Genomic DNA, 25,927 nt, shown 5'->3' on the forward strand with positions numbered 1-25,927 from the left:
AACGTTTTTTCAAGCACTAACCTGTTAAGTGGATCGTCGTCAACTACAAGCACTTTAGCTTTTTTTGACATCCACCGCCTCCAAACCTCTAATAAATACAATAACCTGCTTCAACTGCATAATAAGCTCTTTTATGATTTGATCTTCAGGGTCATTGGTTGCTTTAAGACTTTTTTCGCACTGAAGCGCACAAGACGATAACCGCTTAAAACCCAAGTTACCCGATACTCCTTTGATACTATGCACTAAACGTACCAATTCACCTTTAACGGTACATTCGTCAATTTGTTGTAATTGGGTCTCACATAGGCTAGAAAATTTATCAATCATAGTATTAAGTAACGCCTCATCAGCACTAAATTGAGCTAAGGCAAATGCCCTATCAAAAAATACCGTTTTAGTGATCTGCATATCTGCAATAGCATCAAGTAGTACTTTTGCTACAACGGGCTTTGTTAAATGTTTATTCATACCGCATTTTAACGAACGCTCTATATCCGCAGGTTCACAATGCGCTGTCAATGCAAATATAGGCAATTGCTTATCGTCAAACTGTTGACGAATCAACGTAGTAGCTTGACAACCATCTATATGCGGCATTTGCACATCCATTAAAATCAGATCTGGTTTTAAAACTTGTAGCAGCTCCATACCATCAGATGCATTGGTTGAGGTTACAACATTTACATTAGCTTTTTCTAAAACACTACTTATAATTTCTAAGTTTAGTTTATTATCATCAATTGCCAAGATCAGTAAACCTGACACCTCTCTACTCGGTTGCTGTGCCTGTATATTAGCGTCACTTGCAATTTGCTTTAATGCAAAACCACTACTTAAATCAAATAATCGCTGTCCAAGTGCAGATGCTTTAACATGCTGCGCTAATAAGCCTTTGCTCATAGATGAACTAAAGGTTAGCTGATGATTAACGATAATGACCGATACAGCGTGTGAAGTAAGCGAGTCATATATTGCTTTTACACTTAATAGCTCAGGTAAATCAGCTTCATCAACAATAAGCTGATTACATCCCGAAAGTTTGATTGGGTAATTCAATGCTTCATCTAAGTCAATACTGGTTAACTCTGAATAGGCTGCTACAGCGCGTTTTAAAGCTCGGCTTCGCTGGGATATAATAGCCAGAGCATCAACAGGCAACAGCTGATTTTTTGTATCGTCTACCTGTAAACTAATACTGAAATAAAACTCACAACCAAGGCCTTTCTCACTGTTTACGGCTATCTCGCCGCCCATGAGCGATACAGCATGTTTTACAATAGCCAACCCTAACCCTACACCTTGATGGGCGCGTGTTGATGATTCATCGCCTTGTGTAAAGGCATCGAATAAACGTAATTGGTCAGCCTCATTAATCCCGCTGCCAGTATCTTTTACACTAAAACAGATCGCTTGCTCGGTACTATCTCCCTCAATTAGCTCCATTTTTAAGGTAATACTGCCATTGTGAGTAAACTTAACAGCATTAGTTAATAAATTACCCAACACCTGCTGTAGTCTTATGCTATCGCAAATCAAACTAGGTGCAATTAAAGGGTCAACATCAATAATAAATTCAACCCCTTTTTGCTCACACAAGGGCCCTGTTAAGCTATCGCAAATATCAACAAGTTCCACAACCGTAAATGGGGCTAGTTTTAACTCAGCCTGTGCGCTTTCAACTCTGGCAAAATCGAGCATGCGGTTGAGCATTAAGAGTAAACTTTGCGCAGCTTGCTTAGCTTGATCTGTTTGCTGAATTTGTCTTTGCGTAAGCCCTTGCTCTATAAGCATGTCAAGCAAACCTAACACCGCATTCAAAGGGGTACGTATTTCATGACTTAAGTTAGCAATAAAGCGACTTTTAGCAAGGGTTGCGCGCTCAGCATTGTGCTTAGCTTTAGTTAATGCACTCACATCTTGTAAGTGGATAACATAATACGAAGGATCTCGCTTTTCATCCCACACGAGCGATACACTGAGTTGAAGCCAGCTAGTCAAATTTCCTCGTGCTAATGTTAAATGATAAACCTCTTTCTTATCATCAAGCAGCTGAGCTAGTCTTGTTTTAATTTCTTGCCACTGACTATCATCAAATAGCAGTTTAAGTTGCTCACCTACCAACACATCTTGCTCAGTAAATAGTTTTCTTGCTGCTTTGTTTACCTGCAATATAGTCTGATCAAGCGAAAGAAGCACAACACCGTTTGCAGCAAATTCAATAGCACTTCTAAATTTAGACTCAGACGCTTTTAGTGCATGTAAAGTTTGCTGCTGTTCTGTTATATCTCTACCGATCCCCATTGTGCCTAACAAGTGCTGATGCTCATTGTAAAAAGGCGCAATCGTCAGTTGGTAAGACTTATCATCTGTATCAACGCGTTGCTGAACATTACTGCGATTTTGTAAAACCTGTTTTTCAAGAATACTTATTTGTTCGTATTCGTCAGTTATATCTTGTATACGCCTACCCACTAGCGCGCTTTGATCGCACCCAATGTACGCTTCAAATGCCTTGTTACACCCTAAAAAAGACCCATCAATATTCTTAAAATATATAAAATCTGGAACACTGTTTAACATTGTGTTTAGTAAAGCTAAATGTCGCTCTTTAGCTTGATAACTGCGTGTTAGTTTTTCTGATTGCAATTGCAGCTTTTCGTCAAGCTCTCGGTTTACATCTTGCAGCGAATCGACTAGTTGTCTGTTTTTAGCAAATACTAGTTTTATTTTAGTGAACCATGGCTGCCAATTAATAGGGATTTGATAATTAGACTCTTTGCTGTTGTCGCTATTGCTTTGCTCTAAGTAATGCATAAGATGTGTCATAGGTTTTAAAAATATGCGCTGACTTAACCAAAAGAACACACAAAACATTAAACTTAAAAACAGCGTTAAAAATATAAATTCGAGTAAAATTTCATACCGAATAACATTTACAAAATCGGATTTAGGCTCATAAAATGCAGCATGTATTGGGAGGTTGCTTTTTGGCTGCATAAAAAAGTTTGTGCCACTGGTTAACACCGTTAATTTTTGTTGTGATGCCGCCATTTCAGGCCAGTATTCTTTAAGTGTGATCCCCTCAGCTATCGCATTTTTTGTGCTTGCAACAACCTGATCAAACCGATTAACAAATATATATTCTCCCTGATTTGGTGTAACTTTTTTTAGCCAAGCAGAAATAACCTCCACATCGTAAATAACGATAATATAATCACGCGAGCCAAGTTCTCGCTGGCGTCCGATTGAGTAGTAAGCCTTCCCGTCTATATTTACAATCGGGCTTGAAGATAAAAGACTGCCTGAAAAGTCTGGTTTAAATCGCCCTTCAAGAATCTCTGTTAGTAATAAACTCTTGCTCTTATTACGCCTAGCTACAAATGCAGCGCCATTTTCATCAACATACGCAACGGCGCTAAGCGACTGCATAAGTGCCAGAGTTGTATTAAACGAAGGACCTAATTTAACTAACTGTTGCCACTTTGAAAGTTCATTTGGTGAAAGATTAAAATCCCCTTTACCTACAATCTCGGTGCCTTGTTGAGTAAAATGGCGATAGTAATAACCTTCGTACTGATTAATACCTTCAAATAAATTACGATTAGCAAGACTCAGTGCAGGCTGCTCGTATAAGTTAAGCATATTAGCCATTAAATCACTGATTGATTGCATGCCATGATTTATTTGGGCGGATATATTAAGAAAATCAGCGTCACGTTTTTCTACTGTGCGCTCAAGCTTGATATTGTAAAGATGTAAACACAGTAAAAAAGCAACGATTAAAGGCACCAACAGGGCAACAATTAAAGAGCGATAATAATGTTTGAGAGGTAAAAAATTCAACGTGTAGTCTGCCATTTGGCCCGAAAATCAATCATTAGACTATCGAGCCAAATAGTTAAGCGCAAGTTATAAATTCTCTTCTGCAAATGAAGCCAACCGACTCCTTACAACACCATTAAGATTTATAGTTGCACTGCCTTCAAAGTTTTTAAAACGCTCTACTATGTAGGTTAAACCTGATGTAACTGGCGTTAAATAGTTACTGTCTATTTGCGCTAAATTACCGGTGCAAATGAGCTTGGTGCCTTCTCCGCAACGAGTAATAATTGTTTTAAGTTGAGACGCTGTTAAATTTTGGCTTTCATCTAAAATTACTACCGCATTTTGAATACTGCGCCCACGCATAAAATTAACCGACTTAAACTGCACATTGGCCTTTTCCATGATGTAATTTCGGCTCGATATTGGGTTCTCGTCACCTTTATGGAGTACTTCTAGCGTATCGGTAATAGCAGCGAGCCACGGCGCCATTTTTTCCTCTTCCGTACCGGGTAAAAAACCAATAGACTCTGCAATTTCAGGGGTATTTCGGGTCACAAGCACTTTATCGTAAATACCTTTTTCTATAACCAACTCAAGTGCACAGGCAAGCGCTAATAACGTTTCCCACATCCAGCGGGGCCCGTTAAAATCACCAGTTCAATGCTAGTATCAAGTAATGCATCAAGCGCCATACCCTGATAAATATTTTTGGGCTTAACGCCCCATGCATGATGATGCATTAACCGCTCAACACTAATATCTTTTATAGTAATGTGCTTATCATCAAACGACTTTACCCTAGCTGCAAAGTGATTACTCTCGTCAAGTAAATACTCATTACAAAATACATCGGGTATTAAATTTTTAGGCACATGATGAAACGTATCTCGCCCATGCTGCTCTGTATTGCATTGCCCTACATGTTCCCAAAAATCACCCTCTACTTTTTTATAACCGCTAGTGAGCAAATTAATATCATCAATAAGCTGATCTGTTCGGTAATCCTCTACATATTTAAGCCCTGCACCTTTAGCTTTTAAGCGCATGTTTATATCTTTGGTAACCAATATCACTTTTGAATCACTATGCTGCTTTTGTAAGTATACAGCACAGTTAATAATTCGATGGTCGTTTTCATTGCCTGGCAAACCCGAAATTGAATCTGCGAATAAATGGTCGTTAACAATAATGAGCGTACCGGCAGAGCTCGACTTTGCTTTTTTATTACTGGGTAAGGCTACACCTTGTAGCATTTGTTCAGGGGTTGCGTTTTTGAGTACCTCATCTAAACCACGAATTGCAACGCGGGCATCGCGGCTTACATCGTGTTTTCTATCTTTAATATGATCAAGCTCTTCAAGTACGGTCATCGGAATAACCACGTTATGTTCTTGAAAAGACAAATAAGCGAGGGGCTCGTGGAGGAGTACGTTGGTGTCTAGTACGTACATTTTATGGTGAAGGTTCGAAGCTTTTTCCATAGCACTATCCTTACGTTTTATGATTTTTATGTAATACCCTAATAAAAAAGTAAAACCAGAAATGTAAACCTGCAATACTTAATTACCAAGGCATAATGTAAGTTTAGTCTATTTGTCATAAAAGACCGTTTTATGACAACCATTAGTTATATTTACAGCTCACCGATGGTTAAGCAGAATATAAACCGCAAGCTGCTAAACGCACATCTCAGCCGTCTAACTGCGCCTTAGTAAGCAAGCTCTAGGGTTAGCATTGAGCATTATTAGTCATAAAATTAAAAAGCACCGTATTTGGCAATACGGTGCTTTTAAGTGACTCAGTGTTTACAAACACAGTGTGCGCATTAACCTGAGCGCTGAATATTTAAGTGTTTCACTTACAAGCCAAACAAATACTCAAAACGTACGCCGGCGGTACGAGGTGTGATCAGGTAATGACCATAATTACGCTGCAGGCTGGCATCATTAGAGTTCATTGCTGGATACTTAGCCAAACCAATATCACCTTTGTCGCGGCGTACTGAGCTATAAGCATATTTATCAAACATATTATCCATATATAAGGTTACCGACCATTCGTCTTTTGAAAACCTTGCCGAGATATTGCTTAACGCATAACCTGGTAACGCTTCGCCGTCAGCGCGCAAACCCACTTTAGAGTACACGTCACTTTGGTAGGTAAGACCATAGTTGATGTCTAGCAAGGTATCGTCAAATAGTTCCGTGGAATAGGTCGCGCCCAGTGAAAACTGTTGCTCAGGCGAACCCGGTAAGCGATCGCCATCTTTACCATCGTAATAATCTTGCTCGACACCGGCATCAAGCTCATTTTGATTTAATACCTTAAACAAAAATGGCGCATCTTTAGTTAATTCTGCGTTTGTATAAGCGTAAGTTGCATAGGCTGTTAGGCTATCAGACAGCATAGCGCGTGTTGAAATTTCAACCCCTTTCGCCTCGGCGGTTGCGGCGTTACTGGTAATTGATTGTTGGCCATAGAAAGTGGCACCGGCCACTTGCGCATTGTCCCACTCAACCGTAAATAAGGCGGCGTTGAAATGGAATTTATTATTAAACCAGGTGCTTTTAAAGCCTAATTCATAGTTAGTGGTGGTATCAGCCTGATAAAGCGTTTCATCGGGCAATGCACAAATGTTTTGAATGTCAGAGCTTGCTACATCTTCTGGACATGCCGCAACACTGTTAGCGCCACCCACTCTGAAGCCTTCACTGATCGTGGCGTATGCCATGACATCATCGCTAAATTGGTAGCTAGCATTAATTTTAAATAAGCTGCCGTCATCGGCTGCCGTTGGGGTGTTTTTAAAGTTGAGATTTACTTCATCGGCGGCATAATTATCAAATAACGTATAGTACAAAGGTAAATCAATGGCAGAAGACGAGTTTACTTCATAGTCATAAAAACGGGCGCCGGCCATGAGTGTTAATTTATCGGTAACGCTATAGGTGATTTCACCAAACAATGCTGATTCCGTAATTTCAGCGTTTACAATTGAAATATACTCTAATGAGTCTGGGCGGAGTTGGTTTGCGCCCCAGTTATCAACGGCATATTGATCAAAACCCGGTGTAAATTCACGGCTATCTTCCGTTTTTTCAAACTTATTATAGTAACCACCAACAATCCAGGTTAGTGGCGAGTCAGCGGTGGAAACTAAGCGAATTTCTTGAGTGATATTGGTTGCATCATCCACTTCACGGGTAAAAGCTGAAAAGCTCGGAAACTCTTCATAACCGTAATCTAAACGGATCAATAAGTCGGTTTGATCTCGTTGACCAACCGCATCAAACGCTGAATACCCCGTTGCGGAGGTTAACTCAGCAAAACCTAAGTCTAGCGTCATTTCTAAACTAATTAAGCTGTCTTCTTTTTCTCTAGGTTCATCGTAGCGATAGCCTGATTCATACTTACCGAGTACGCCAGATAAAGGGTTGCTAGCACTTAAACTATTGTCATGTACGATAGAACGACCACCCACGTCTTGTTTTTGATAAAAATAAGACAAGGTGGCATCAAAGCTGTCTGTTGGCTGCCAGCGTAGCATCGCTTTGGCAGTGATTGTTTGCTCGTCGTTCGCGTCTTTTAACTGTTTTAAGTCAGCATTAACCGCTTTTGTATTAGACCAATCGGGATCAGGTAACGACACGCCACTTTCACGCACCACATAATTGTAATCTACATAACCTGGTTCGTTTAAATAATTAACAGCAAAGCGCACCGCAAGTTCATCATCAATAATAGGAGCGTTGAACACAAACCCCGCTTCAGCGCCGGTATCGTCACTGGCTGATAACGCGAAAATATCGCCATAAACTGAGCCTGACGTCTCATCTAACACTGGCTGGTTTGGTAAGTAACGAATAGCGCCACCCAGAGTGCCCGCGCCATATAAAGTCCCTTGTGGACCAATTAGCACCTCAACGCGCTTAACATCGATTAGCTTCATATCCACTACCAGTGGAATTTCACCTATGTAGGTGGCAACGGTGCCGCCGTCAGATGCGGGACCTGCTGAGTTTGTGTTTAACCCTCGCACAATAATGGGTGAGCCTTCACGACCACCTTGATCAGCAATACTTAATCCCGGCACCCACCGTGCTACGTCAGAAAGCTGGCTAATGTTTTGATCTTTCATCACATCACCGTCTAGTGCGGTAATGTTAAGTGGCGCTTCTTGCACCGTTGATGCGCGGCGCGAAGCGGAAATTTGAATACGTTCGATCCCCGTTGCTGCAGCTTGCTGAGCGGCCTCTGCTGCATAACTATAGCTAGGTATAGTCAGTACAGCTGCTACCGCCATACAGGTAGCTGACATTCTAAATAACTGCGAATTATTTACCTTCATGTTATCTCTCCTGATTGATATTTCTGGCGCTATGCCATTTTTTTAGTGTTATATAGGTTGTTTCGATCGATTAACTTAACAGTACGCCGATGCTTAACATCGCCATGACCAGCAATACAATCATTGCTAATAGAGGTAAAATAAATTTAAGCCAATGGCTATATGAAACGCGTCCTATAGCGAGCCCCCCCATAACAATCGCTGATGTAGGAGTCACTAAGTTAGGTAAGCCAGATGCCGCTTGATAAGCGGTAACAACCAGCTCTCGGGGTACATTAGAAAAATCAGCTAGCGGTGCCATAACCGGCATTGATAACACAGCCAAACCAGAGGACGATGGAATTAACAACGATAAAAAAGACTCAACCCAGTAAATAGTGTTAATAAACACAATGGGGGAAAGATCACTTAAAAAACCTTCTGCATAATGTAAAAAGGTATGCGTAATATTACCTTCGTCCATCACCACAACTAAACCACGGGCTAAGGCAATAATAAATGCCACGCCTAATAGCTCACGGGCGCCTTCAACAAACGTTGCTGTTATTGTTTGCTCTGTCATGCGAGCCATCACCCCCACTACTAAAGTGGCAGCAATAAAAAGTGCGGAAATTTCAGCCATCCACCAATCAAGGTATGACACGCCAATAACCATCGCGATAAAGGTAAGAAGTAAAACGCTTAACACTAGCTTTTGCTGAAAGGATAAAGCCATATTGTTACTAGCGGCTGAGTTATGTAAAAAGTACTTTTTGTCGTCATCTTGCTGCGCGGCTACGATAGAGTGTGCAGGATTGCTTTTTACTTTTTGCGCATATTTCATTACGTAAACAACGCATAATAACCAAGCAAGCACTAATATAGCGATTCTTAACCCCAGCCCATCGGTAAAGCTTACCTCGGCCGCATTAGAGGCAATAATCGTAGCAAATGGATTGATAGTTGAACCCAACGCGCCAATACCAGCACCAATCATCACCACGGCAACACCGGTTATACTGTCGTAACCGGCAGCAATCATAACGGGGATCACTAAGGTGTAAAAAGGCAACGTTTCTTCGGCCATGCCAATTAACGTACCGCCTAAGGCAAACAACCCCATTAATGTTGGGATCAGCCAAATTTCACGCCCTTGCAGTTTTACCGTGATTTGATAAATGGCACTATCAATGCTTTTGGTGTGATTAACCACACCAAAAAAGCCACCAATAATTAACACAAACAAGGCCACATCGATGGCACGAGACTGATTACTCTCAGGGTCGTAAAAACCTTTTATCGGCGCTAATAAAACGTCTTTTAAACCTTGTGGGCTACTTTCAACTTGATGGTATGTGCCGGAAATCGGCACTAACTTACCTAGTAATGCATTGTTGGCCATCTCATATTGACCAGCAGGTACTACCCATGTCAGCGCCGCTATTAACACAGTGAGTAAAAACAATATGGTGTAGACGGAAGGAAGTTTAAATTTCAGCATGTTGATGAGCACCTAGTTTATTATTATTTATAGAGATTATTAACTAATTTTCGCGATGATTTCAGCGCTCGTCATATCACCCAAGCCCATTTTTTCTAGGGTGCGGCCGCTAGTAAAGTAGTCATCATCGTTAAGCGCACTGGTTAAATGCAATACAGAGTCAACAATAGGCACTGGAATATTTAATAACTGCGCAAATTGCGAACAAGGCACTAATAAATAAGGCGCATCTTCGGTAATATAACGACTACGCGACGAATCAGGGGCACTATTAACACTGCCATGCGTCGCCGATGTTTTATTTAACTCATAAACACTTTTCGCGCTCATATCGTATAGCTCATTCATTGCTTGTAGCTCTGACTTTAATGCTAATCCTAACGCACCACCAACCGCTAAACGCTCTTCATCCATTTTCGCACACGCTCTGGCCGTGGCTGGCGAGCAACAATCTGTATAGTAATTAAATTTACCGGGGTAATTTTCCAGTAATCCGATATTGAGCAAGGTCATTAACGGGTGGCCACCAAAATTAATATTTTCTAAACCGGCGGCAATCACATTTGGTAGTGGCGTTAAAGTTAATGGAAAAATCTCTTGCAGCTTTGCAATACTTTCTTCAGTTCGAGAGGCCGGCAGTGCAGCCATAGGTAAAAACGCTTTAATACCAAAGATGGCTATTTCAGCATTACCGGTGATTCGTGTTGCCCAAGGAATCGAAATAGCATCAACAAAAGTGAGCTGTAATGATTGGTAACCCATTTCATCTTTGATTTGATTTAGCGCCAAAGAGCCATAGTTACCCGGCATTAAAACAAGGGTTTGATTGTCTTGTAAATATGGCAACATTTCTTTGAATAATGGCACTTGTGCAAATGAAGGCACAGGTAAAATTAAAATATCGGAATACGCAACGGCTTGTTTAATGTCGGTAGTCAGGCAGTCTATGTATTCAAACCCACCATGTTGTAAATTTATACCTTGGTGTTGTGTCAACGATGTGATGCCACCGTTAGCCGCAATAGCATGAATTTGCTCATCAAAGCCTGCAGAGCCATATAAAGCAACTTTACATCCGTGTTGAGTAAAATGAAAAGCGGCGGTTAAACCTGCATTACCGGCGCCAAAGACTGCTACTTTTCGACCTACTTGTGTTTTATTTATGCTCACAACATTACATCCTAACGAAGAGATTTAAGCTTATTAATCAATAAACTGTAATCAGCAGGAGTAATGTTGTCTAATGCCAGTAGCAGCAGCACCTATGCCTAAATGTTATAGTCAATGTTACAAAAAACAATAAGCAACCTAAAAACAGCAGGTAACGATGTTAACGGTTGTTAAAAGCAATAACACGGTATAATGATATTGATATGCTTTAAGTGGGAATTCGCTATCGTGTGCGCCTTAATTCGATACCCGCGCTGTTAGCTTCTTGAAAAAATAATTCAATGAACTGATCAATAATTTCAGATTTAGCTCTTAATGCTGGGAGTAAAATAAAAAACCTAAAAGGGATTGCTGGGGTAAATTTTTTAGTAATAATGCCCGTGCCAGTATCGCTGGAATACTTTGCCGAAAATGGATCAACAATAGCCGAGCCGACTCCTTCAGATACTAAACTGGCTATCGCTATTGCTAATGACACTTCTGCAACGTCATTGCGTTTCACTTTTGCTTTTTTAAACACTTTATCAACTTGGCGCTGAGTATGATCTTTTTCACAACTGATCATTGCATAGCCCTCAAGGTCATGCGGACTAATGCTCTCAAGTGCCGCAAGCGGACTATTATGCGGTAAAATACACACGCAATCGCACTCCACTTTTATACTCGTCACCCCCGTGGTAATTTCAGGCAATAAGGCAAAGCCTATATCGCATGATTGCAATGCCGTGCGCCGAAGCACTTCTTCTGAGCGGTAGGTTTTAAGTGATGAGTGTAGGTTATGCCTACTACTTAGAAACTTGCCTAACAATTTTGGTAAAAAGTTGCTAGATAACATCGGGAAAGCAGCAATATATAGGCTACCATAACTGCTGTTTTTAATATCGGCAGCACTTTCTGACAACGATTCTAACGCGCTGTAGGCTTTTGATACTTCAATATAAAAGGCCTTGCCTTTATCGGTTGGTAACAAACGCCCTTTTACGCGCTGAAAAAGTTTAAAGCCAATATTATGTTCTAAGCTTGAAAGTAAGCGACTTACAGCTGGCTGGGTAATGTGAATATAGTCAGCGGCAGCGGTGACTGTGCCTAATTCATATACTGCTTTAAATGCGTTAAGCTGTTGAAACTGCATTGCTAATAATCCATTAAATAATAAAACATTGTTAGGGTCTGCTGACCTTTCAAGGCTAAATTTGCAGCAGTCTGTTTGGTATTTAGCCAAGGCGAAGCCTATGTAATGTGGTTATTCCCGATAAATAGGTGATAACGCAGCATTAATGCCAAACAGGCGCTGCCCGAAGGATTCTGCCTAGGGACAATTAACTCTTTGTTGCCTACATGGATGTAGGTAAAGGGCGTGAGCAGGACGCGGAAGCTTTGCTCGGTTTTTACTTATTCTTACATGGATGTAAGCCAGTAGAATAACGCAGGAGCAGTTATCAAGCCCACTAGGTTACACACCTCGCGCCGCGATTGAATGGCCGCTAGTTTGAACAAATATTAATCCGCAAAGGCCAACAGACCCTAATATTGCAAAATAACAATTACAATAGCAACTAAACCTTGCCTGTTATACTCGCTGTGCTTGAAATGCTGCAAAACGAGGTAAGGCTACTGTCGCTATGCTGTATTTGTTATTGTTTAAGTCAATGAGTAGCGAATGCTACCCCGTTCTCGACAATAACCCTACAACTATAAGCGCTATCTACTGCAATACGGTTATAGCACATACCGAGCGACGTCCCTTTTGGAGCCAGCAAACTTTTTGCAACTAATATCCTCCTTTAGTCCCCAAAAATAGCACTTTGCAGCCATGTTTTAAGGTGCAAAGTTAAAACTGCTATAATTAATTAAAAGTCAGGCTAATAGCGCCTTGCGATGGGGTTGGCTAACAGGTAACATAGCCGCCTTTTTCTTCATAGACGAGACATACATGAATTTTTCCTTAGGTCAGCGTTGGATCAGTGATACAGAGTCAGATTTAGGATTAGGCACCGTGGTTGCCATTGAAGGCCGTCAGGTCAGCATTTTATTTCCTGCCAGCGGTGAAAACCGTGTTTACTCTTCGGCAGAAGCACCGGTTACCCGCGTGTCGTTTAATCTTGGTGATGTAATCAAAAGCGTTGAAGAGTGGGAATTAGAAGTTGAGTCTATTGAAGTCCAAGGCGAGCTACTTTGCTACCACGGCACTCGCCTTGATACTGGTGAAGCCGCTAAATTAAAAGAAACCTTTTTAGATCATTTTATTAAGTTTAATAAACCACAAGATCGCTTATTTGCGGGGCAAATCGATCGCTTTGATCGCTACACGTTACGCTACCAAACCTGGTTACATAAATTTGAGCGTGAACAGTCGCCTATTAAAGGCTTGATTGGTCAACGTGCCAACCTTATTCCACACCAGCTTTATATTGCCCAAGAAGTAGGTAAACGTTTTGCACCACGCGTATTATTATCTGACGAAGTAGGCTTAGGTAAAACCATTGAAGCAGGCATGATTCTGCATCAGCAAATTATTAGTGGCCGCGCCAGCCGTGTACTTATTGTTGTACCTGAAAACCTTCAGCACCAGTGGTTAGTCGAAATGCTACGCCGCTTTAACCTACGTTTTTCTATTTTTGATGAAGAGCGTTGCGACGAAGCCTTTGCCGACTCGCCAAATGTATTTGATACAGAGCAGCTAGTCCTTACTAGTCTTGAGTTTTTAACCAAGAAAAAGCGCTGGTTTGAACAAGCCACATTGGCTGATTGGGATCTATTAGTTGTTGATGAAGCGCACCACTTAAGCATTAATAACGGTAAACCAAGTACTGAATATCAGCGCATGGCTGAGCTAAGCCAAGATATTCCAGGCCTTATTTTACTTACAGCAACGCCTGATCAACTAGGCCATAGCAGTCACTTTGCACGTTTACAATTGCTCGACCCTGACCGTTTTTACGACTACGACGTATTCAAAGAAGAAGAAGCCAATTACAAAGATGTAGCGCAAGCTGCAAACCAGTTATTGCAAGAGCAAGCTCTTGACGACAATGCAAAAGCAACGCTTATCGAGCTATTAAAAGAAACCGACATTACCGTCATTCTTGAAAAAGCACAGCAAGGTGATTTACCAGCGCGTAAAGAAATACTTAACATGCTACTCGACAGACACGGTACTGGCCGTATATTGTTCAGAAATAGCCGCAGTGGCATTGATGGCTACCCAAGTCGTAAATTGCATGCCTATCCAATGGCATTACCAAAGCAATACAAAACGGCCATGTCGGTATTAGGTAACATGAGTGGTATTCAAAACGCTGAGCTGAGCGCGCATCGTGCTCTTTTTCCTGAAAAAATATTCCAAGAGTTTGAAGGTGAAAGCGCAAGCTGGGGCGCCTTTGACCCTCGCGTAGATTGGTTAATCGAAACACTTAAAACGCTTAAACACGAAAAAGTACTCCTTATTTGTGCCAAGGCCGAAACGGCTATTAGCCTTGAACAAATACTGCGTGAACGTGAAGCGATTAAAGCCTCGGTTTTCCACGAAGGTATGTCAATTATAGAGCGTGACCGCGCGGCCGCCTTTTTTGCAGACGAATACGATAACGCACAAATATTATTGTGTTCAGAAATTGGCTCAGAAGGTCGTAACTTTCAGTTCTCACATCACCTAGTGTTATTTGATTTACCATTAAACCCAGATTTACTAGAGCAACGAATTGGTCGATTAGACCGTATAGGGCAAACACAAGATGTAAACATTCACGTGCCATATTTTGAAAACACGGCGCAAGAAGTGTTACTGCGTTGGTACAATGAAGGCCTGGATGCGTTTGAAACCACATCAACAACTGGCCAGCTATTGTATAAAGAATTTCGTGATGACTTACTCGAGTTTATTTCAGCCCATAACTGTGATGAAGACGAACTTGACCCACTCCTTGAGCAAGTCGCTCAGCAAAATACTGTGCTACGTAAAAAAATGGAAAGTGGACGAGATCGTTTATTAGAACTGCACTCATCGGGGCAAGGCGCCGCCGACTCATTAGTTGCTGATATTGAAAAGCTCGACAACCAGTTTGAGCTGCCCAGCTACATGATTAACGTGTTCGACACCTTTGGTGTAAGCCAAGAAGACAAAGGCGAAAATACAATTATATTAAAGCCTACAGAGCATATGTTAAGCGCGTCATTTCCATCGCTTAAAGATGACGGCATGACAGTGACATTTGACCGTGATACTGCACTTTCGCAAGAAGATGTACATTTTATCAGTTGGGATCATCCAATGGTGCAAGGCACGATGGATATGATTTGTGATGATGACTTTGGTAGCGCATCGGTTGCTTTACTCAAAAACAAAAAACTCCCTGCGGGCACCTTTTTTGTTGAGCTTATTTTTGTAGCCGAAGCAATGGCGCCTAAAGCATTACAAGTGGGCCGCTTTTTACCTCCAACGCCTATTCGTATATTGCTTGATAAAGCCAGTAATAACTTAGGCGAAAACGTCGCATTTGACGGGTTTAACCAACAGCTTTCAGCCGTTGGTCGTCAAACAGCAAGTAAACTTGCGGGTGCGTTACAAAGCGCAATTCACCCTATGATCACAACTGCAAAAGACATGGCACAAGAAAAACTCGAGGTTATTCGTGCACAGTCGCTAGCTAAAATGCAAACGTCTCTTAGCGAAGAACAAGAGCGATTAAGCGCGCTTAAGCAAATTAACCCTAATATTCGCCAAGAAGAAATTACCTTTTACGATAAGCAACGCACCGAGCTAACTGCACACATTGAAAAGGCGCAGTTACAACTAGATGCAATTCGCTTAATCGTGGTTTCTCACTAAGGTTTTGAGCTTTTAGTTGTTAGTAAAAATTGCAAACAACAGCAGCTAAGTAAAGCGTGGTATTTATACCGCGCTTTTTTATATTCAAAAAAGTATATAAATTAGAAGCCTTCGTACAGGCTATCAATGTTTTCCTTGAGCCTTTGCCCTTGCTACCCTAAAATAGCGTCCTTCAAAATCATTAAGGTCGGCCGTGTTAGTTAATTACAATCCCCCAATGAACCCGTATTTAACCATACTTTTTCAAGACGACGACTTGCTCATTGTTAATAAACCCAGCGAATTATTGACCGTACCGGGTAAAGATCCTAAGCATGCCGACAGCTTAATTAACCGCGTTAATCGCGTATTTCCAACTGCAAGAATTGTTCATCGTCTTGATATGGCAACGTCTGGCATACTCTGCCTTGCTATGAATAAAGCTGCACACCGACATTTAAGTATGCAATTTCAAGATCGCGAAACCGCTAAGCGTTATATAGCTCGCGTTTTTGGTAAGCTTGAACAAAACAATGGCTCGGTTGATTTACCCCTTATTTGCGACTGGCCTAATCGCCCAAAGCAAATGGTAGATCATGAAAATGGCAAGCCATCACTCACTCATTTCAAAGTACTTGAACGAGAAGAAAACGCCACACGCGTAGAGCTCACTCCAATTACGGGGCGTTCACATCAATTGCGCGTACACATGCTAAGCCTTGACCACCCTATTTTAGGTGACCGACTCTATGCTCATAAAGAGGCGCTTGCAGCCGCACCGCGTTTACAACTCCACGCACAAATGTTGCAACTAAAACACCCAGTAACCGAACAAGTAATGACCTTTGAAGCAAAACCCGAGTTTTAATGGGCTCAATTACTTAGGAAAAATTAAACTTTTAAACAAGCATGCCGATACCTAACTAATGACGACTGGTTGAGCGTGTTATGGTGTTTTTGCAATTATTTAAAAAGATTCTATGTTACATGGCATTTAGCTGTGTAGCCCTTTTAGCACTCTGCACAACGGCTGCAGAACATATTGCCCCGCCTTCTTTATCAAGTATTGAAAATAGCGATATTAAACGCCTTTTACCTACCGACGAAGTAAAAACAGTGCTAGCAGGTGAAACTGAATTTTTAAGTTTACGTAGTGAGTACATGAGCGCTGATTTTAGAGGGGTTGTATTACTTATTCCCGATTGGCAATCACCCCCTACCAACAATGCTGGAATGAGTTACTTACGCAAAGAGCTTAACAATTTAGGCTACACCACCTATGCGATGACCACCCCTGATATTGATTGGCAAGCGAGTAAAATAGCTGAGCCTGCTGCAGAAACAGCACCAAGTGCCGCCACTGAAACAGAGAGTCAAGCCAACAGTGAGTCAGAGCAGCCTAATGCTTCAAGTAAAAATGAAGCGCCTCATCATGTGGATGCCATTGAAGCCATCAGCGACGAAATACTCGATAACTACAAACTAAATTTACTTGCTCGCTACAAAGCGCTTTACCAAACCGCGATGCAAGAACCCACTAATATCGTTGTGATTGCGCAAGGCACCAGCGCAGGGGTTTTAACTGAGTACTATGCAGACTTTCCACAAGAGCGTATTGATGCGTTTATTAGTGTAAGTAGCTATCTGCCCAATGCAAAGCGCAATAAAAGCTTAAGCCAAACAACGTCTCTTGTTACGCCTGCATTTTTAGATATTTATTACGCCAGCGACAACCGTGATATTTTAATTAACTTAAAAAATCGCCAGCGCTGGGTTAACCGAAACGCCAAGTTTGACTACCGCCAGCGCCAGTTATTTGGGCTTCGTGATCAACCTCAACAACATGCTCGGCTAACAAAAGAGATAGACGGCTTTTTACGCCGCCTTTTTTAAATACTCATAGGCTGCTTGAATGTCTTGGCTTTTTTTAACCGCCAATTCCATCATATGTTTTGGTAAACCTTGCGATACTAATTTATCAGGGTGATGTTGCGCCATTAACTTTCGGTACGCTACTTTTACTTCCCGCTCGGTTGCCCCATCGTTAAGTCCTAAAAGCCCAAGCGCTTGCGCACGATTCATATTATTGTTGGGGGGTACATGGTGCCCTGAGCCTTCTTTATAACTGCTACTTTGCCCTTGCTGCTGTTGGTAACGCTGTTGCTGTTTTCTAAAGTTAAATTCAGCTTGATAGCGTTTAAGTACAAACGCAAAATGAGTTTTAGAAATACCTAACTGCTTGCTTACTTCACTTAATAACTGCTTTTCTTGCTCAGCTAAAATGCCATCAGAAAACGCCATTTGAATTTGTATTTCTAAAAATAATTGCAGTAAATCATGACGCTTAGCAAAGCGTTCTTTAAAATCATAGACGGTTTCTTTTAATGAAAAGTCGCTTTGTTTACCCGCTTGAAAAGCATGCTGAGCTTCACGGCGTTCTTCGCCTTTCAACCCCATTTCGTCCATAAATAAGCTAGCGGCTTTAATGTGTACCTCGCTTACTCGGCCATTAGACTTTGCAATATGCCCCATCACTGCAAAACAGCTTGAAAAGAATAGCGCTTGGCGCTCGTGAACGTCATCACCATTAAATAAACTTGAAAAACCACCCGCCTTATCAAAATTATTTTTTAAGCTTTTATCAAATAAATGACCAAGGTATAACCCTAAAATAGCACCAAAAATTTTGCCAAACATAAAACCAAAACAAAATCCGAGTATTTTTCCCCACATGTAAACGACTACTCCTATTAATTATGTGTCGGCTTACGCCAAGCGCTCATTTAATGCCGTTAAACGCGCTGGTGTGCCTATGTCATCCCAATTACCAATATAAAGCTCGGTAGACACTAAATGCTTACTTAATTTTTCTCGTAATAACGGCCCAAGCGGACGAATGCCCGGCTCTAAACCATTAAAAAAGTCAGCCTGATAACGACTAATACCCGAAAACGTATATTTTTGACTATCTGGCGATAAGTGGCTCAATGTAAAATCCCCATCAAGATTATGTGGGGGATTTTCAATAAGCACCAAATGTGCCTCACCTGGTTGCAAATGTAATTGCATAAGCGAGCTTACATCGTAATCGGTAAATACGTCGCCATTTATCACAATAAACGACTCCCCCAATAAAGGAAGTGCCTGAATAATACCACCCGCGGTTTCAAGGCCGCCTTCAACTTCTTGGCTATAAACAATATTTACACCAAATTGACTGCCATCTTTAAAGTACGCTTTAATTTTATCACCCTGCCATGCAAGGTTTATCACTATGTCGGTAATGCCAGCGGCCTTTAAGTTATTAACATGGTGCTCTATTAGTGGTTTATTTTGCACTTTAAGCATAGGTTTAGGCATAGCTTGAGTGAGCGGCATCATGCGCTGCCCACGCCCTGCGGCTAAAATCATGGCTTTCATAAATTTACCTGCTCTAATCTTTTAGTCACTTTTGGCACTATCGTATTTTTAACCCAGTCACTGAGTGCATTGAGTTCAGGATAGCGTTCAGCAACATCTACAATATATTCAAGGGTAGGCAAAATATTAGTTAAATAACCGGCCTTACCGTCACGCAAATACAGGCGACAAAATATACCGGCGGCTTTTAAATGACGCTGTAAACCCGTTAAGTCAAACCAAACTTTAAATTCTTCAAACGAAGTATTACTGACTAAGCCTTCGCGTTTAAACTCGTTATATCCAAATGCTAATAGCTGAGCGAGTTCATTATCAGGTAGCTTAAAATAGCAATCGCGTAACAACGAAACTAAATCGTAACAAAGTGGCCCGCGTACGGTGTCTTGGTAATCAATTATTGCCCACTGAGAATCGCTGTGCATAATATTACGGCTGTGGTAGTCGCGATGAACTGTTACCGTGGGTTGTTCAAGCATGGTTTGAGTGAGTAGATCGCAGCTCGACTCCCACATTTTAAGTTGGTTTGTATCAACGCGTTCAGCAATAAACTCTTTTACTAACCATTGGCTGAATATCGACAATTCAAGCGCTATGAAGTCTTTACCATAGGCCTGCATATCTGAAGCCTCAGGCGTTTGTGCCCACTTGGCTGATAAACTTATTAACTGTGTGTAGTAGTCGGTTCTATTTGCATCATTAAGCATGTCAGCTAAGTGTGTGCTGCCTAAATCAGTTAAAATAAAAAAGCCTTGTTGTTCATCACTTTTAATAATATGCGGTAACAAAAAACCCTGGTCAGTAAAAACTTGATTCAAAGATAAATACGGTGCGTTATTGACCTTTTGTGGATCGGAGTCCATTACAATAAAGTGCTGATTATTAATTGTTAAGCGAAAATACCGCCTAAAACTCGCATCTCCGGTTATCGCCTCAAGTGTATCTGGCTGTTTGCCAAAGTGGGTCGTTATGAAGTGTTGTAAATTATCAAAGCGTGTCATTTTATAAGATATCTATTTTTAACTAAGTTAATTAGGTCAATTACTGTATTTGCCATTATTTTCCTTTATTATGTGTAAATTATATTTATACACACAGTATTAGGGTCAATAAATGAGCAAAACCTGGGGCATTTTGATGCTAAGCGTAGTTAGCGCACCATCGCTTGCCGAAACTGAACTGACACACAAACTTTGTGGCACTTCAATGCAAACCAGAGCTTGGCAACCGCTACCTGGCGTAAAACTCGGTAATGTTGACATTAAAGCTGATGATGTAGAACTCCTTGGTACTCAAAGCGCCGAATTTACCGGCAATGTTGATATTAACACCGTTAATATGAGTTTGTCCGCACAAACTGCATTGATAGACAAGCAACGTGGTTTACTTAATGCCACAGGTCCTATTGTATATCGCGATGCTGTTAGTAACGTAAATAGCTCAGGGTTAAATGCCGATTTAAATAATTCAGAAATTAGCCTGTTAGGTGCTGATTACAAGCTAACAGAACAACAAGGTAAAGGCGGTGCTGAAAAGCTCACTATAAATGATTCTGGCTTAGTACTGATGAATGCAAGCTTTACTGCTTGTCCGGGTGAAACCCCAGCTTGGGAAATTGAAGCCGACGAAATTAATTTATCTCGCGAAGAAGGTTGGGGCGAAACTCACAACGCCATACTTCGAATTTTAAATACCCCTGTTTTGTATTTACCTTATTTTACTTTTCCATTAGACGAGCGCCGTAAATCGGGATTACTCACCCCGAGTATTTCAAGTTCAGACAAGTATGGTTTAGAAACCATTACTCCTTATTATTGGAATATTGCGCCTAACTTAGATGCCACCATCACGCCACGTTATATGGCTAACAAGGGTTTGCAACTAAAAACAGAGCTTAGATATTTAACCAAGCAACATGAAGGCCTAGTGGGTATAGAATACCTAAACAAAGACGACTCAGAGCCAGCGCTTGGTGAGCGCTACATGTTCCATTGGCAGCAAAAAAGTTACTTAAACGAAAATTGGCGAGCAAGTGTTGACGTTACCAATGTAAGCGACGATAACTACATTACTGATTTAGAATCTAGTTATGCGAGTAAAACCGACACTCAACTTTATCGTACCGGCGTACTGACCCATTTAGGAGACACATGGCGGACCGATATAAAAGTGCAAAACTTTGAGGTACTGGGTGATCACTTAGAGTCGTACACTGCTATCCCACAAATTAATTTCACACAAACAGCACCATGGAAATTTGATCATTTTGATTTTAGCGTGTCTGGTGAGTTGAGCCATTTTACCAACAGCTCTGCAATTATAGATCAAGCAACTCGAGTTCATATTGAGCCAAAAGCACGGTTTGATTACGACCAATACGCATGGTCATTTTTATCTGAAGTAAGCTTATTACAAACAAATTACGATCAACAAGGTGACCTATCTGGCACACAGTTTAAGCAAAGCGTATCGCGTACTTTGCCAAAAGTGCGTTTATATTCACAGCTTAATTTTGAGCGCGATACGTCCTACCTTGTCCAAGACGGTATTCAAACACTAGAGCCGCAAATACAGTATTTATATACGCCTAATAAGGATCAATCTGATATTGGTTTATACGATACAACCAAATTACAAGACGATTATTACGGCTTATTTAGAGACACACGCTTTTCTGGTGTTGATCGAATAGCTGCTGCAAACCAGTTTACGCTCGGTGCAACAACGCGCTTATTTGATAAAAAACAAGAAGAGATTTTTAACTTTAGTGCCGGACAAATATTTTATTTATCTGATGATGCCAAGCCAACCGAGCAAAGCTTAAACTCAGATACCAATTACAATGCATTATTTGCAGCGCAAACCATGGTACATTGGCATCGTCGTTGGTATTTTTCTGCGGGTATACAGTACAACACTGATAGCAAACAAATGATTCAATCAAATGCCACTTTAGATTACAAAGGTGATAATAATCAGCTAGTGCAATTGAACCATCGCTATGCAAATGATGTCTCAGGAAATACAATTGAGCAAACAGGTGTGTTTACAAGTATTCCAATAAGTGACGAATGGCAGTTTATTGCAAGCTATCATCGCGACCTTGAAAACAACCGAAGTGTCGAAATATTAAGTGGGTTGCAGTATGAATCGTGCTGTTGGGCGTTTCAAATTACTGGTCACCGCCAAATCGAAACTGATTTAAATCAGTCAATAGGTACAGAGCAAGCCACCTTTGATTCAGGTATTAGTTTTAATTTTGTACTAAAAGGACTGGGAAGTAAAAGCCGCTATGATGCACAAAAACTATTACAACAAGGTATTTTTGGCTATCGTAGACCGTATTTTCTTAATAACTAGTATCACAAACGTACTATTAGCAAGAGTAGTAAATAGAACATGACTTTAAAAAAATTATTAGTATCAACCGTTTTAAGTATCAGCCTGTGCCAAAATGCATTTGCTGAACCAGTAGAAATTGACAAAGTTGTTGGCATTGTAAACCAAGGTGTTATTTTACAAAGCGAAGTAAACTCCATTGTTGATCGTGTAAAAAAGCAAGCCCAAGAACAAGGTCAACAATTACCTAAAGACGAAACTTTACGTGTGCAAGCCATGGAGCGTTTAGTTAGCCAAGCACTAATGATGCAAATGGCTGAGCGCATGGGTTTACAAATTTCTGACAGCCAGTTAGATCAAACGCTTGCTAACATTGCAAAAGAGCAAGGCGGTACAATTAGCGATTTACGACGAACGGTTGAAGCATCTGGCGATAGCTTTCAAGCATACCGTGAAGAAATACGTAAAGAGATCACAACACAACAAGTTACCCGCGCAAACGTTGACCGCCGCATTTATATTAGTGAGCAAGAAGTCGATAATTTATTAAAAATAATGGCTAGCCAAGGTCAAAGTGCGGAAGAGTATGATATTGGCCACATCCTGATCGATATTCCTAACGAAGCAACAGCAGATGAAATATCAGCGGCTAAAACCCGTGCTGATAAAGTTATTGAATTACTTAACGACGGCCAAGAATTTAAACGCATTGCAATTTCATCATCAAGCGGCTCAAAAGCACTTGAAGGCGGTCAATTAGGTTGGATGGGTATAAATGAGATGCCTTCTCTTTTCGCTGAAGCTGTAAAGAGTAAAAAGAAAGATGCTATCGTAGGGCCACTTCGCTCAGGTGCTGGCTTTCATATTATTAAAGTTCAAGATGTGCGTGGCCTACAAGTAGTTGAAACAACAGAAGTGCGCTCACGCCACATACTTATTGAACCTTCAATTATTCTAAGCGAAGAAAAAGCACGTAATATGCTTGCTGGTTTTGCTAAAGACCTACGTGCTGGCAACGCTGATTTTGGCGAGCTCGCTAAAGAATACTCTGAAGATCCAGGCTCTGCACTCAAAGGCGGTGAATACGATTGGACTGATCCAACTACCTATGTTCCTGCGTTTAGAGATACATTACTATCGCTCAAACAAGACGAGATTAGCGAGCCTTTTAGAACCCAGTTTGGTTGGCATATAGTACAGCTACTCGACAAACGTGTTGCTGATAAAACTGAGTTAGCAAAACGTAACCGCGCACATGGCATGCTATTTAACCGTAAATTTAAAGAAGAAAGCTTCAACTGGCAGCAAGAAATGCGCGAACAAGCCCATGTTGAAATTTTCCCTACAGACGAATAAATATGACCTTAAGAATAGCAATTACACCAGGTGAACCTGCCGGTATTGGTCCAGATTTGCTCATTACGCTTGCTCAGCAAGCGTGGGACGCACAACTTGTTGTGCTTGCTGATGCCAAACTATTAAAAGAACGTGCAAAACTTTTAGGTTTACCTATAAACCTCATTGAGTTTGATGAAAACGCCCCCGCAAAAACAACACCCGCAGGCAGCGTGTATATTTATCAAGTCAATTTAGGTGATGATGTAGAGTTAGGCGTACTTAACGATGCTAATGGCCAATACGTGTTAGACACCTTGCGCATCGCAAGCGAAAAAAACATGGATGGGACGTTTGACGCTGTCGTTACAGGCCCTGTTCACAAAGGGATTATAAATAAAGCCGGCATTTCGTTCAGTGGCCACACAGAATATTTTGCACAACAATCAAACACTGCAGATGTTGTCATGTTATTAGCCACAGAAGGGCTCCGTGTTGCACTTGTGACAACACACATCCCGCTGGCTTATGTATCACGTGCAATCACCGAAGATCGCCTGACTAAAGTTGCCACTATTTTAGATCACGACTTACGGACTAAGTTTGGTATTGAAAGGCCACGTATATTAGTTTGTGGGTTAAATCCGCACGCTGGTGAAGATGGTCACTTGGGCCGTGAAGAAATAGACACAATTACCCCTACCCTTGATATTTTAAGAAACCAAGGGATGAATTTAATTGGTCCACTACCTGCCGATACATTATTTCAGGATAAATACCTTTCTGAGGCCGATGCCGTACTTGCTATGTATCACGATCAGGGTTTACCTGTGCTAAAATACAAAGGATTTGGTAAATCGGTGAATATCACACTGGGTTTACCTTTTATTCGCACTTCAGTTGACCACGGTACAGCGCTAGATTTAGCTGGTACAGGTACCGCCGATGTTGGAAGTTTTGAATTAGCGATCCGCGAAGCAATTAAGCTCGCCCATGAAAAAGCACAAAATCAATGACCGATAAAGTACACTTAGGACACCGCGCCCGAAAACGTTTTGGACAAAACTTTCTATTTGATGAAATGATCATCGATAAAATAGTTTCAGCAATCGATCCTAAACCAGAAGATAATTTAGTAGAAATAGGCCCAGGCTTAGGTGCGATCACCGAACCTGTGGCTGAACTTAGCGGACACCTAACAGTTGTAGAGCTAGATAAAGACCTTGCAAAACGCTTAATTGAACACCCATTTTTAGGGCCAAAATTAACGGTAAACCAAGGCGATGCAATGAAGTACGACTTTGCAAGCTTAGTTAAAGACGACAAAAAGTTAAAAGTGTTTGGTAATTTACCTTACAACATCTCCACGCCATTGTTATTTCATCTTTTTGAGTTTGCCGATAACATTGAGCACATGCACTTTATGCTTCAAAAAGAAGTTGTAAAGCGCATGGTTGCAGGTCCTGGCAGTAAAACATTTGGTCGTTTAAGCGTGATGACGCAGTACTACTGTAATGCAATGCCTGTAATTGAAGTGCCGCCAGAATGTTTTAAGCCCGCTCCTAAAGTTGACTCTGCAGTTATTCGCTTAATTCCTAAAAAGCCTGAACAACGAACAGCTAAAAGCGTAAAAATACTTAACACGGTATGTTTAGAAGCGTTTAATCAACGCCGTAAAACATTACGAAACAGCCTTGGCAACTTACTTACAGCCGAAGAAATGGCAAGCATAGGTGTTGACGCTACATTACGTGCTGAAAGTTTATCTTTACAACAATTTATTGATATAGCTAACTGGATTTATGACAAAGAGCAGTAATATTGGATCACCTGTAAAGGTGTCTGTAGAGACATTTTATGTTGAAGGTCAATCACAGCCGGAAATAGAAAAATACGTATTTGCCTACTCTGTAACAATAAAAAATCATAGTTTATGTAGTGCTAAGTTATTGCATCGTTATTGGTTAATTACAGACGCAAACGGCAAAGAAGTTGAAGTTGAAGGCGAAGGCGTTGTTGGCGAAACCCCCACAATTGGCCCAGGTGAGAGTTACAAATACACCAGTGGTGCTATCCTAGATACGCCTGTCGGTACAATGCAAGGCCACTACACGCTACGCAACGAGTTTGGTGCAGAGTTTGAAGCACCTATTAATGTATTTCGTTTAGCTTGCCCTAATATTTTGCATTAGTAAAAACGCTA

General features: G+C 41.1%; 16 protein-coding genes and 1 pseudogene. 8 read left to right on the top strand and 9 right to left on the bottom strand.

Going from position 1 to position 25,927, the window contains the following annotated elements:
• Positions 1-54 precede the first annotated feature (54 nt).
• The 6 genes and pseudogenes from BCG07_RS19020 to BCG07_RS19045 form a co-directional block, all read right to left on the bottom strand.
• The gene (locus tag BCG07_RS19020; RefSeq protein ID WP_286891533.1) at positions 55-3,846 is read right to left on the bottom strand and encodes a PAS domain-containing hybrid sensor histidine kinase/response regulator; all 3,792 of its coding nucleotides are present in this window, start codon (positions 3,844-3,846) and stop codon (positions 55-57) included.
• Between the two features lie 66 nt (positions 3,847-3,912).
• Positions 3,913-5,309 (bottom strand): annotated as a pseudogene (locus BCG07_RS19025) (PhoH family protein).
• A gap of 377 nt (positions 5,310-5,686) precedes the next feature.
• On the bottom strand, positions 5,687-8,176 hold the full coding sequence (locus BCG07_RS19030; protein WP_286891535.1) for a TonB-dependent receptor: 2,490 nt from the start codon (positions 8,174-8,176) through the stop codon (positions 5,687-5,689).
• Positions 8,177-8,246: 70 nt separating this feature from the next.
• Entirely contained in the window at positions 8,247-9,656 is a 1,410-nt protein-coding gene (locus BCG07_RS19035; RefSeq protein WP_286891537.1) for a YfcC family protein, read from the bottom strand.
• Between the two features lie 39 nt (positions 9,657-9,695).
• A complete protein-coding gene (locus BCG07_RS19040) occupies positions 9,696-10,826 on the bottom strand; it encodes an NAD/NADP octopine/nopaline dehydrogenase family protein (protein ID WP_286891539.1) in 1,131 nt (376 codons plus the stop codon).
• A gap of 223 nt (positions 10,827-11,049) precedes the next feature.
• Complete coding sequence (locus BCG07_RS19045) at positions 11,050-12,048, bottom strand: LysR substrate-binding domain-containing protein (RefSeq protein ID WP_286891541.1); 999 nt, start codon at positions 12,046-12,048, stop codon at positions 11,050-11,052.
• Positions 12,049-12,759: 711 nt separating this feature from the next.
• Here BCG07_RS19045 and rapA point away from each other — a divergent pair.
• The 3 genes from rapA to BCG07_RS19060 all read left to right on the top strand — a co-directional run bounded on the left by rapA (position 12,760) and on the right by BCG07_RS19060 (position 17,526).
• A complete protein-coding gene (gene rapA, locus BCG07_RS19050) occupies positions 12,760-15,654 on the top strand; it encodes an RNA polymerase-associated protein RapA (protein ID WP_286891543.1) in 2,895 nt (964 codons plus the stop codon).
• Positions 15,655-15,847: 193 nt separating this feature from the next.
• Entirely contained in the window at positions 15,848-16,501 is a 654-nt protein-coding gene (gene rluA / locus BCG07_RS19055; RefSeq protein ID WP_243531686.1) for a bifunctional tRNA pseudouridine(32) synthase/23S rRNA pseudouridine(746) synthase RluA, read from the top strand.
• 119 nt (positions 16,502-16,620) lie between these two features.
• Positions 16,621-17,526 (top strand): DUF3530 family protein, encoded by a 906-nt coding sequence (locus tag BCG07_RS19060; RefSeq protein WP_286891545.1) that lies wholly within the window; start codon positions 16,621-16,623, stop codon positions 17,524-17,526.
• On the opposite strand, the gene djlA is transcribed toward BCG07_RS19060, so the two are convergent.
• Genes djlA through BCG07_RS19075 form a run of 3 tightly spaced genes read right to left on the bottom strand, consistent with a single transcriptional unit; the run spans position 17,509 to position 20,051 of the window.
• Positions 17,509-18,366: a co-chaperone DjlA gene (gene djlA, locus BCG07_RS19065; protein ID WP_138739838.1), complete on the bottom strand. Its 858-nt coding sequence runs from the start codon at positions 18,364-18,366 to the stop codon at positions 17,509-17,511. The genes BCG07_RS19060 and djlA overlap by 18 nt on opposite strands.
• 33 nt (positions 18,367-18,399) lie before the next feature.
• The gene (gene murU, locus BCG07_RS19070) at positions 18,400-19,053 is read right to left on the bottom strand and encodes an N-acetylmuramate alpha-1-phosphate uridylyltransferase MurU (RefSeq protein ID WP_008131831.1); all 654 of its coding nucleotides are present in this window, start codon (positions 19,051-19,053) and stop codon (positions 18,400-18,402) included.
• Positions 19,050-20,051, bottom strand: a complete 1,002-nt coding sequence (locus BCG07_RS19075) for an aminoglycoside phosphotransferase family protein (RefSeq protein WP_286891548.1) — start codon at positions 20,049-20,051, stop codon at positions 19,050-19,052. The genes murU and BCG07_RS19075 overlap by 4 nt, the downstream gene beginning before the upstream one ends.
• 112 nt (positions 20,052-20,163) lie before the next feature.
• Here BCG07_RS19075 and lptD point away from each other — a divergent pair, with 112 nt between their 5' ends.
• From lptD to apaG, 5 genes are read left to right on the top strand one after another with little or no spacing between them, the layout of a single operon-like run.
• Positions 20,164-22,410 carry an LPS assembly protein LptD gene (gene lptD, locus BCG07_RS19080; RefSeq protein WP_006793223.1) on the top strand — a complete coding sequence of 749 codons (2,247 nt, stop codon included), beginning with the start codon at positions 20,164-20,166 and terminating at the stop codon, positions 22,408-22,410.
• A 39-nt stretch (positions 22,411-22,449) separates the two neighbouring features.
• Positions 22,450-23,745, top strand: a complete 1,296-nt coding sequence (surA, locus tag BCG07_RS19085) for a peptidylprolyl isomerase SurA (RefSeq protein WP_006793224.1) — start codon at positions 22,450-22,452, stop codon at positions 23,743-23,745.
• Between the two features lie 2 nt (positions 23,746-23,747).
• Positions 23,748-24,740: a 4-hydroxythreonine-4-phosphate dehydrogenase PdxA gene (gene pdxA, locus BCG07_RS19090; protein WP_203985125.1), complete on the top strand. Its 993-nt coding sequence runs from the start codon at positions 23,748-23,750 to the stop codon at positions 24,738-24,740.
• Positions 24,737-25,543 carry a 16S rRNA (adenine(1518)-N(6)/adenine(1519)-N(6))-dimethyltransferase RsmA gene (rsmA, locus tag BCG07_RS19095; RefSeq protein ID WP_006793226.1) on the top strand — a complete coding sequence of 269 codons (807 nt, stop codon included), beginning with the start codon at positions 24,737-24,739 and terminating at the stop codon, positions 25,541-25,543. Before pdxA ends, rsmA begins: the two co-directional genes overlap by 4 nt.
• Positions 25,527-25,916, top strand: a complete 390-nt coding sequence (gene apaG / locus BCG07_RS19100; protein ID WP_006793227.1) for a Co2+/Mg2+ efflux facilitator ApaG/CorD — start codon at positions 25,527-25,529, stop codon at positions 25,914-25,916. Before rsmA ends, apaG begins: the two co-directional genes overlap by 17 nt.
• The last annotated feature ends 11 nt before the right edge of the window (positions 25,917-25,927 follow it).

The sequence above is a fragment of the Pseudoalteromonas sp. ESRF-bin5 genome, from assembly GCF_002632075.1.
Classification (GTDB): domain Bacteria; phylum Pseudomonadota; class Gammaproteobacteria; order Enterobacterales; family Alteromonadaceae; genus Pseudoalteromonas; species Pseudoalteromonas marina.

Excerpts from the sequence above, each read along its gene's own strand:
- BCG07_RS19075 (WP_286891548.1), bottom strand. The coding sequence starts at position 20,051 with ATGACACGCTTTGATAATTTACAACACTTCATAACGACCCACTTTGGC.
- rsmA (WP_006793226.1), top strand. The coding sequence starts at position 24,737 with ATGACCGATAAAGTACACTTAGGACACCGCGCCCGAAAACGTTTTGGA.
- djlA (WP_138739838.1), bottom strand. The coding sequence starts at position 18,366 with ATGTGGGGAAAAATACTCGGATTTTGTTTTGGTTTTATGTTTGGCAAA.
- BCG07_RS19035 (WP_286891537.1), bottom strand. The coding sequence starts at position 9,656 with ATGCTGAAATTTAAACTTCCTTCCGTCTACACCATATTGTTTTTACTC.
- surA (WP_006793224.1), top strand. The coding sequence starts at position 22,450 with ATGACTTTAAAAAAATTATTAGTATCAACCGTTTTAAGTATCAGCCTG.
- pdxA (WP_203985125.1), top strand. The coding sequence starts at position 23,748 with ATGACCTTAAGAATAGCAATTACACCAGGTGAACCTGCCGGTATTGGT.
- BCG07_RS19060 (WP_286891545.1), top strand. The coding sequence starts at position 16,621 with ATGGCATTTAGCTGTGTAGCCCTTTTAGCACTCTGCACAACGGCTGCA.
- murU (WP_008131831.1), bottom strand. The coding sequence starts at position 19,053 with ATGAAAGCCATGATTTTAGCCGCAGGGCGTGGGCAGCGCATGATGCCG.
- rapA (WP_286891543.1), top strand. The coding sequence starts at position 12,760 with ATGAATTTTTCCTTAGGTCAGCGTTGGATCAGTGATACAGAGTCAGAT.
- lptD (WP_006793223.1), top strand. The coding sequence starts at position 20,164 with ATGAGCAAAACCTGGGGCATTTTGATGCTAAGCGTAGTTAGCGCACCA.
- BCG07_RS19030 (WP_286891535.1), bottom strand. The coding sequence starts at position 8,176 with ATGAAGGTAAATAATTCGCAGTTATTTAGAATGTCAGCTACCTGTATG.
- apaG (WP_006793227.1), top strand. The coding sequence starts at position 25,527 with ATGACAAAGAGCAGTAATATTGGATCACCTGTAAAGGTGTCTGTAGAG.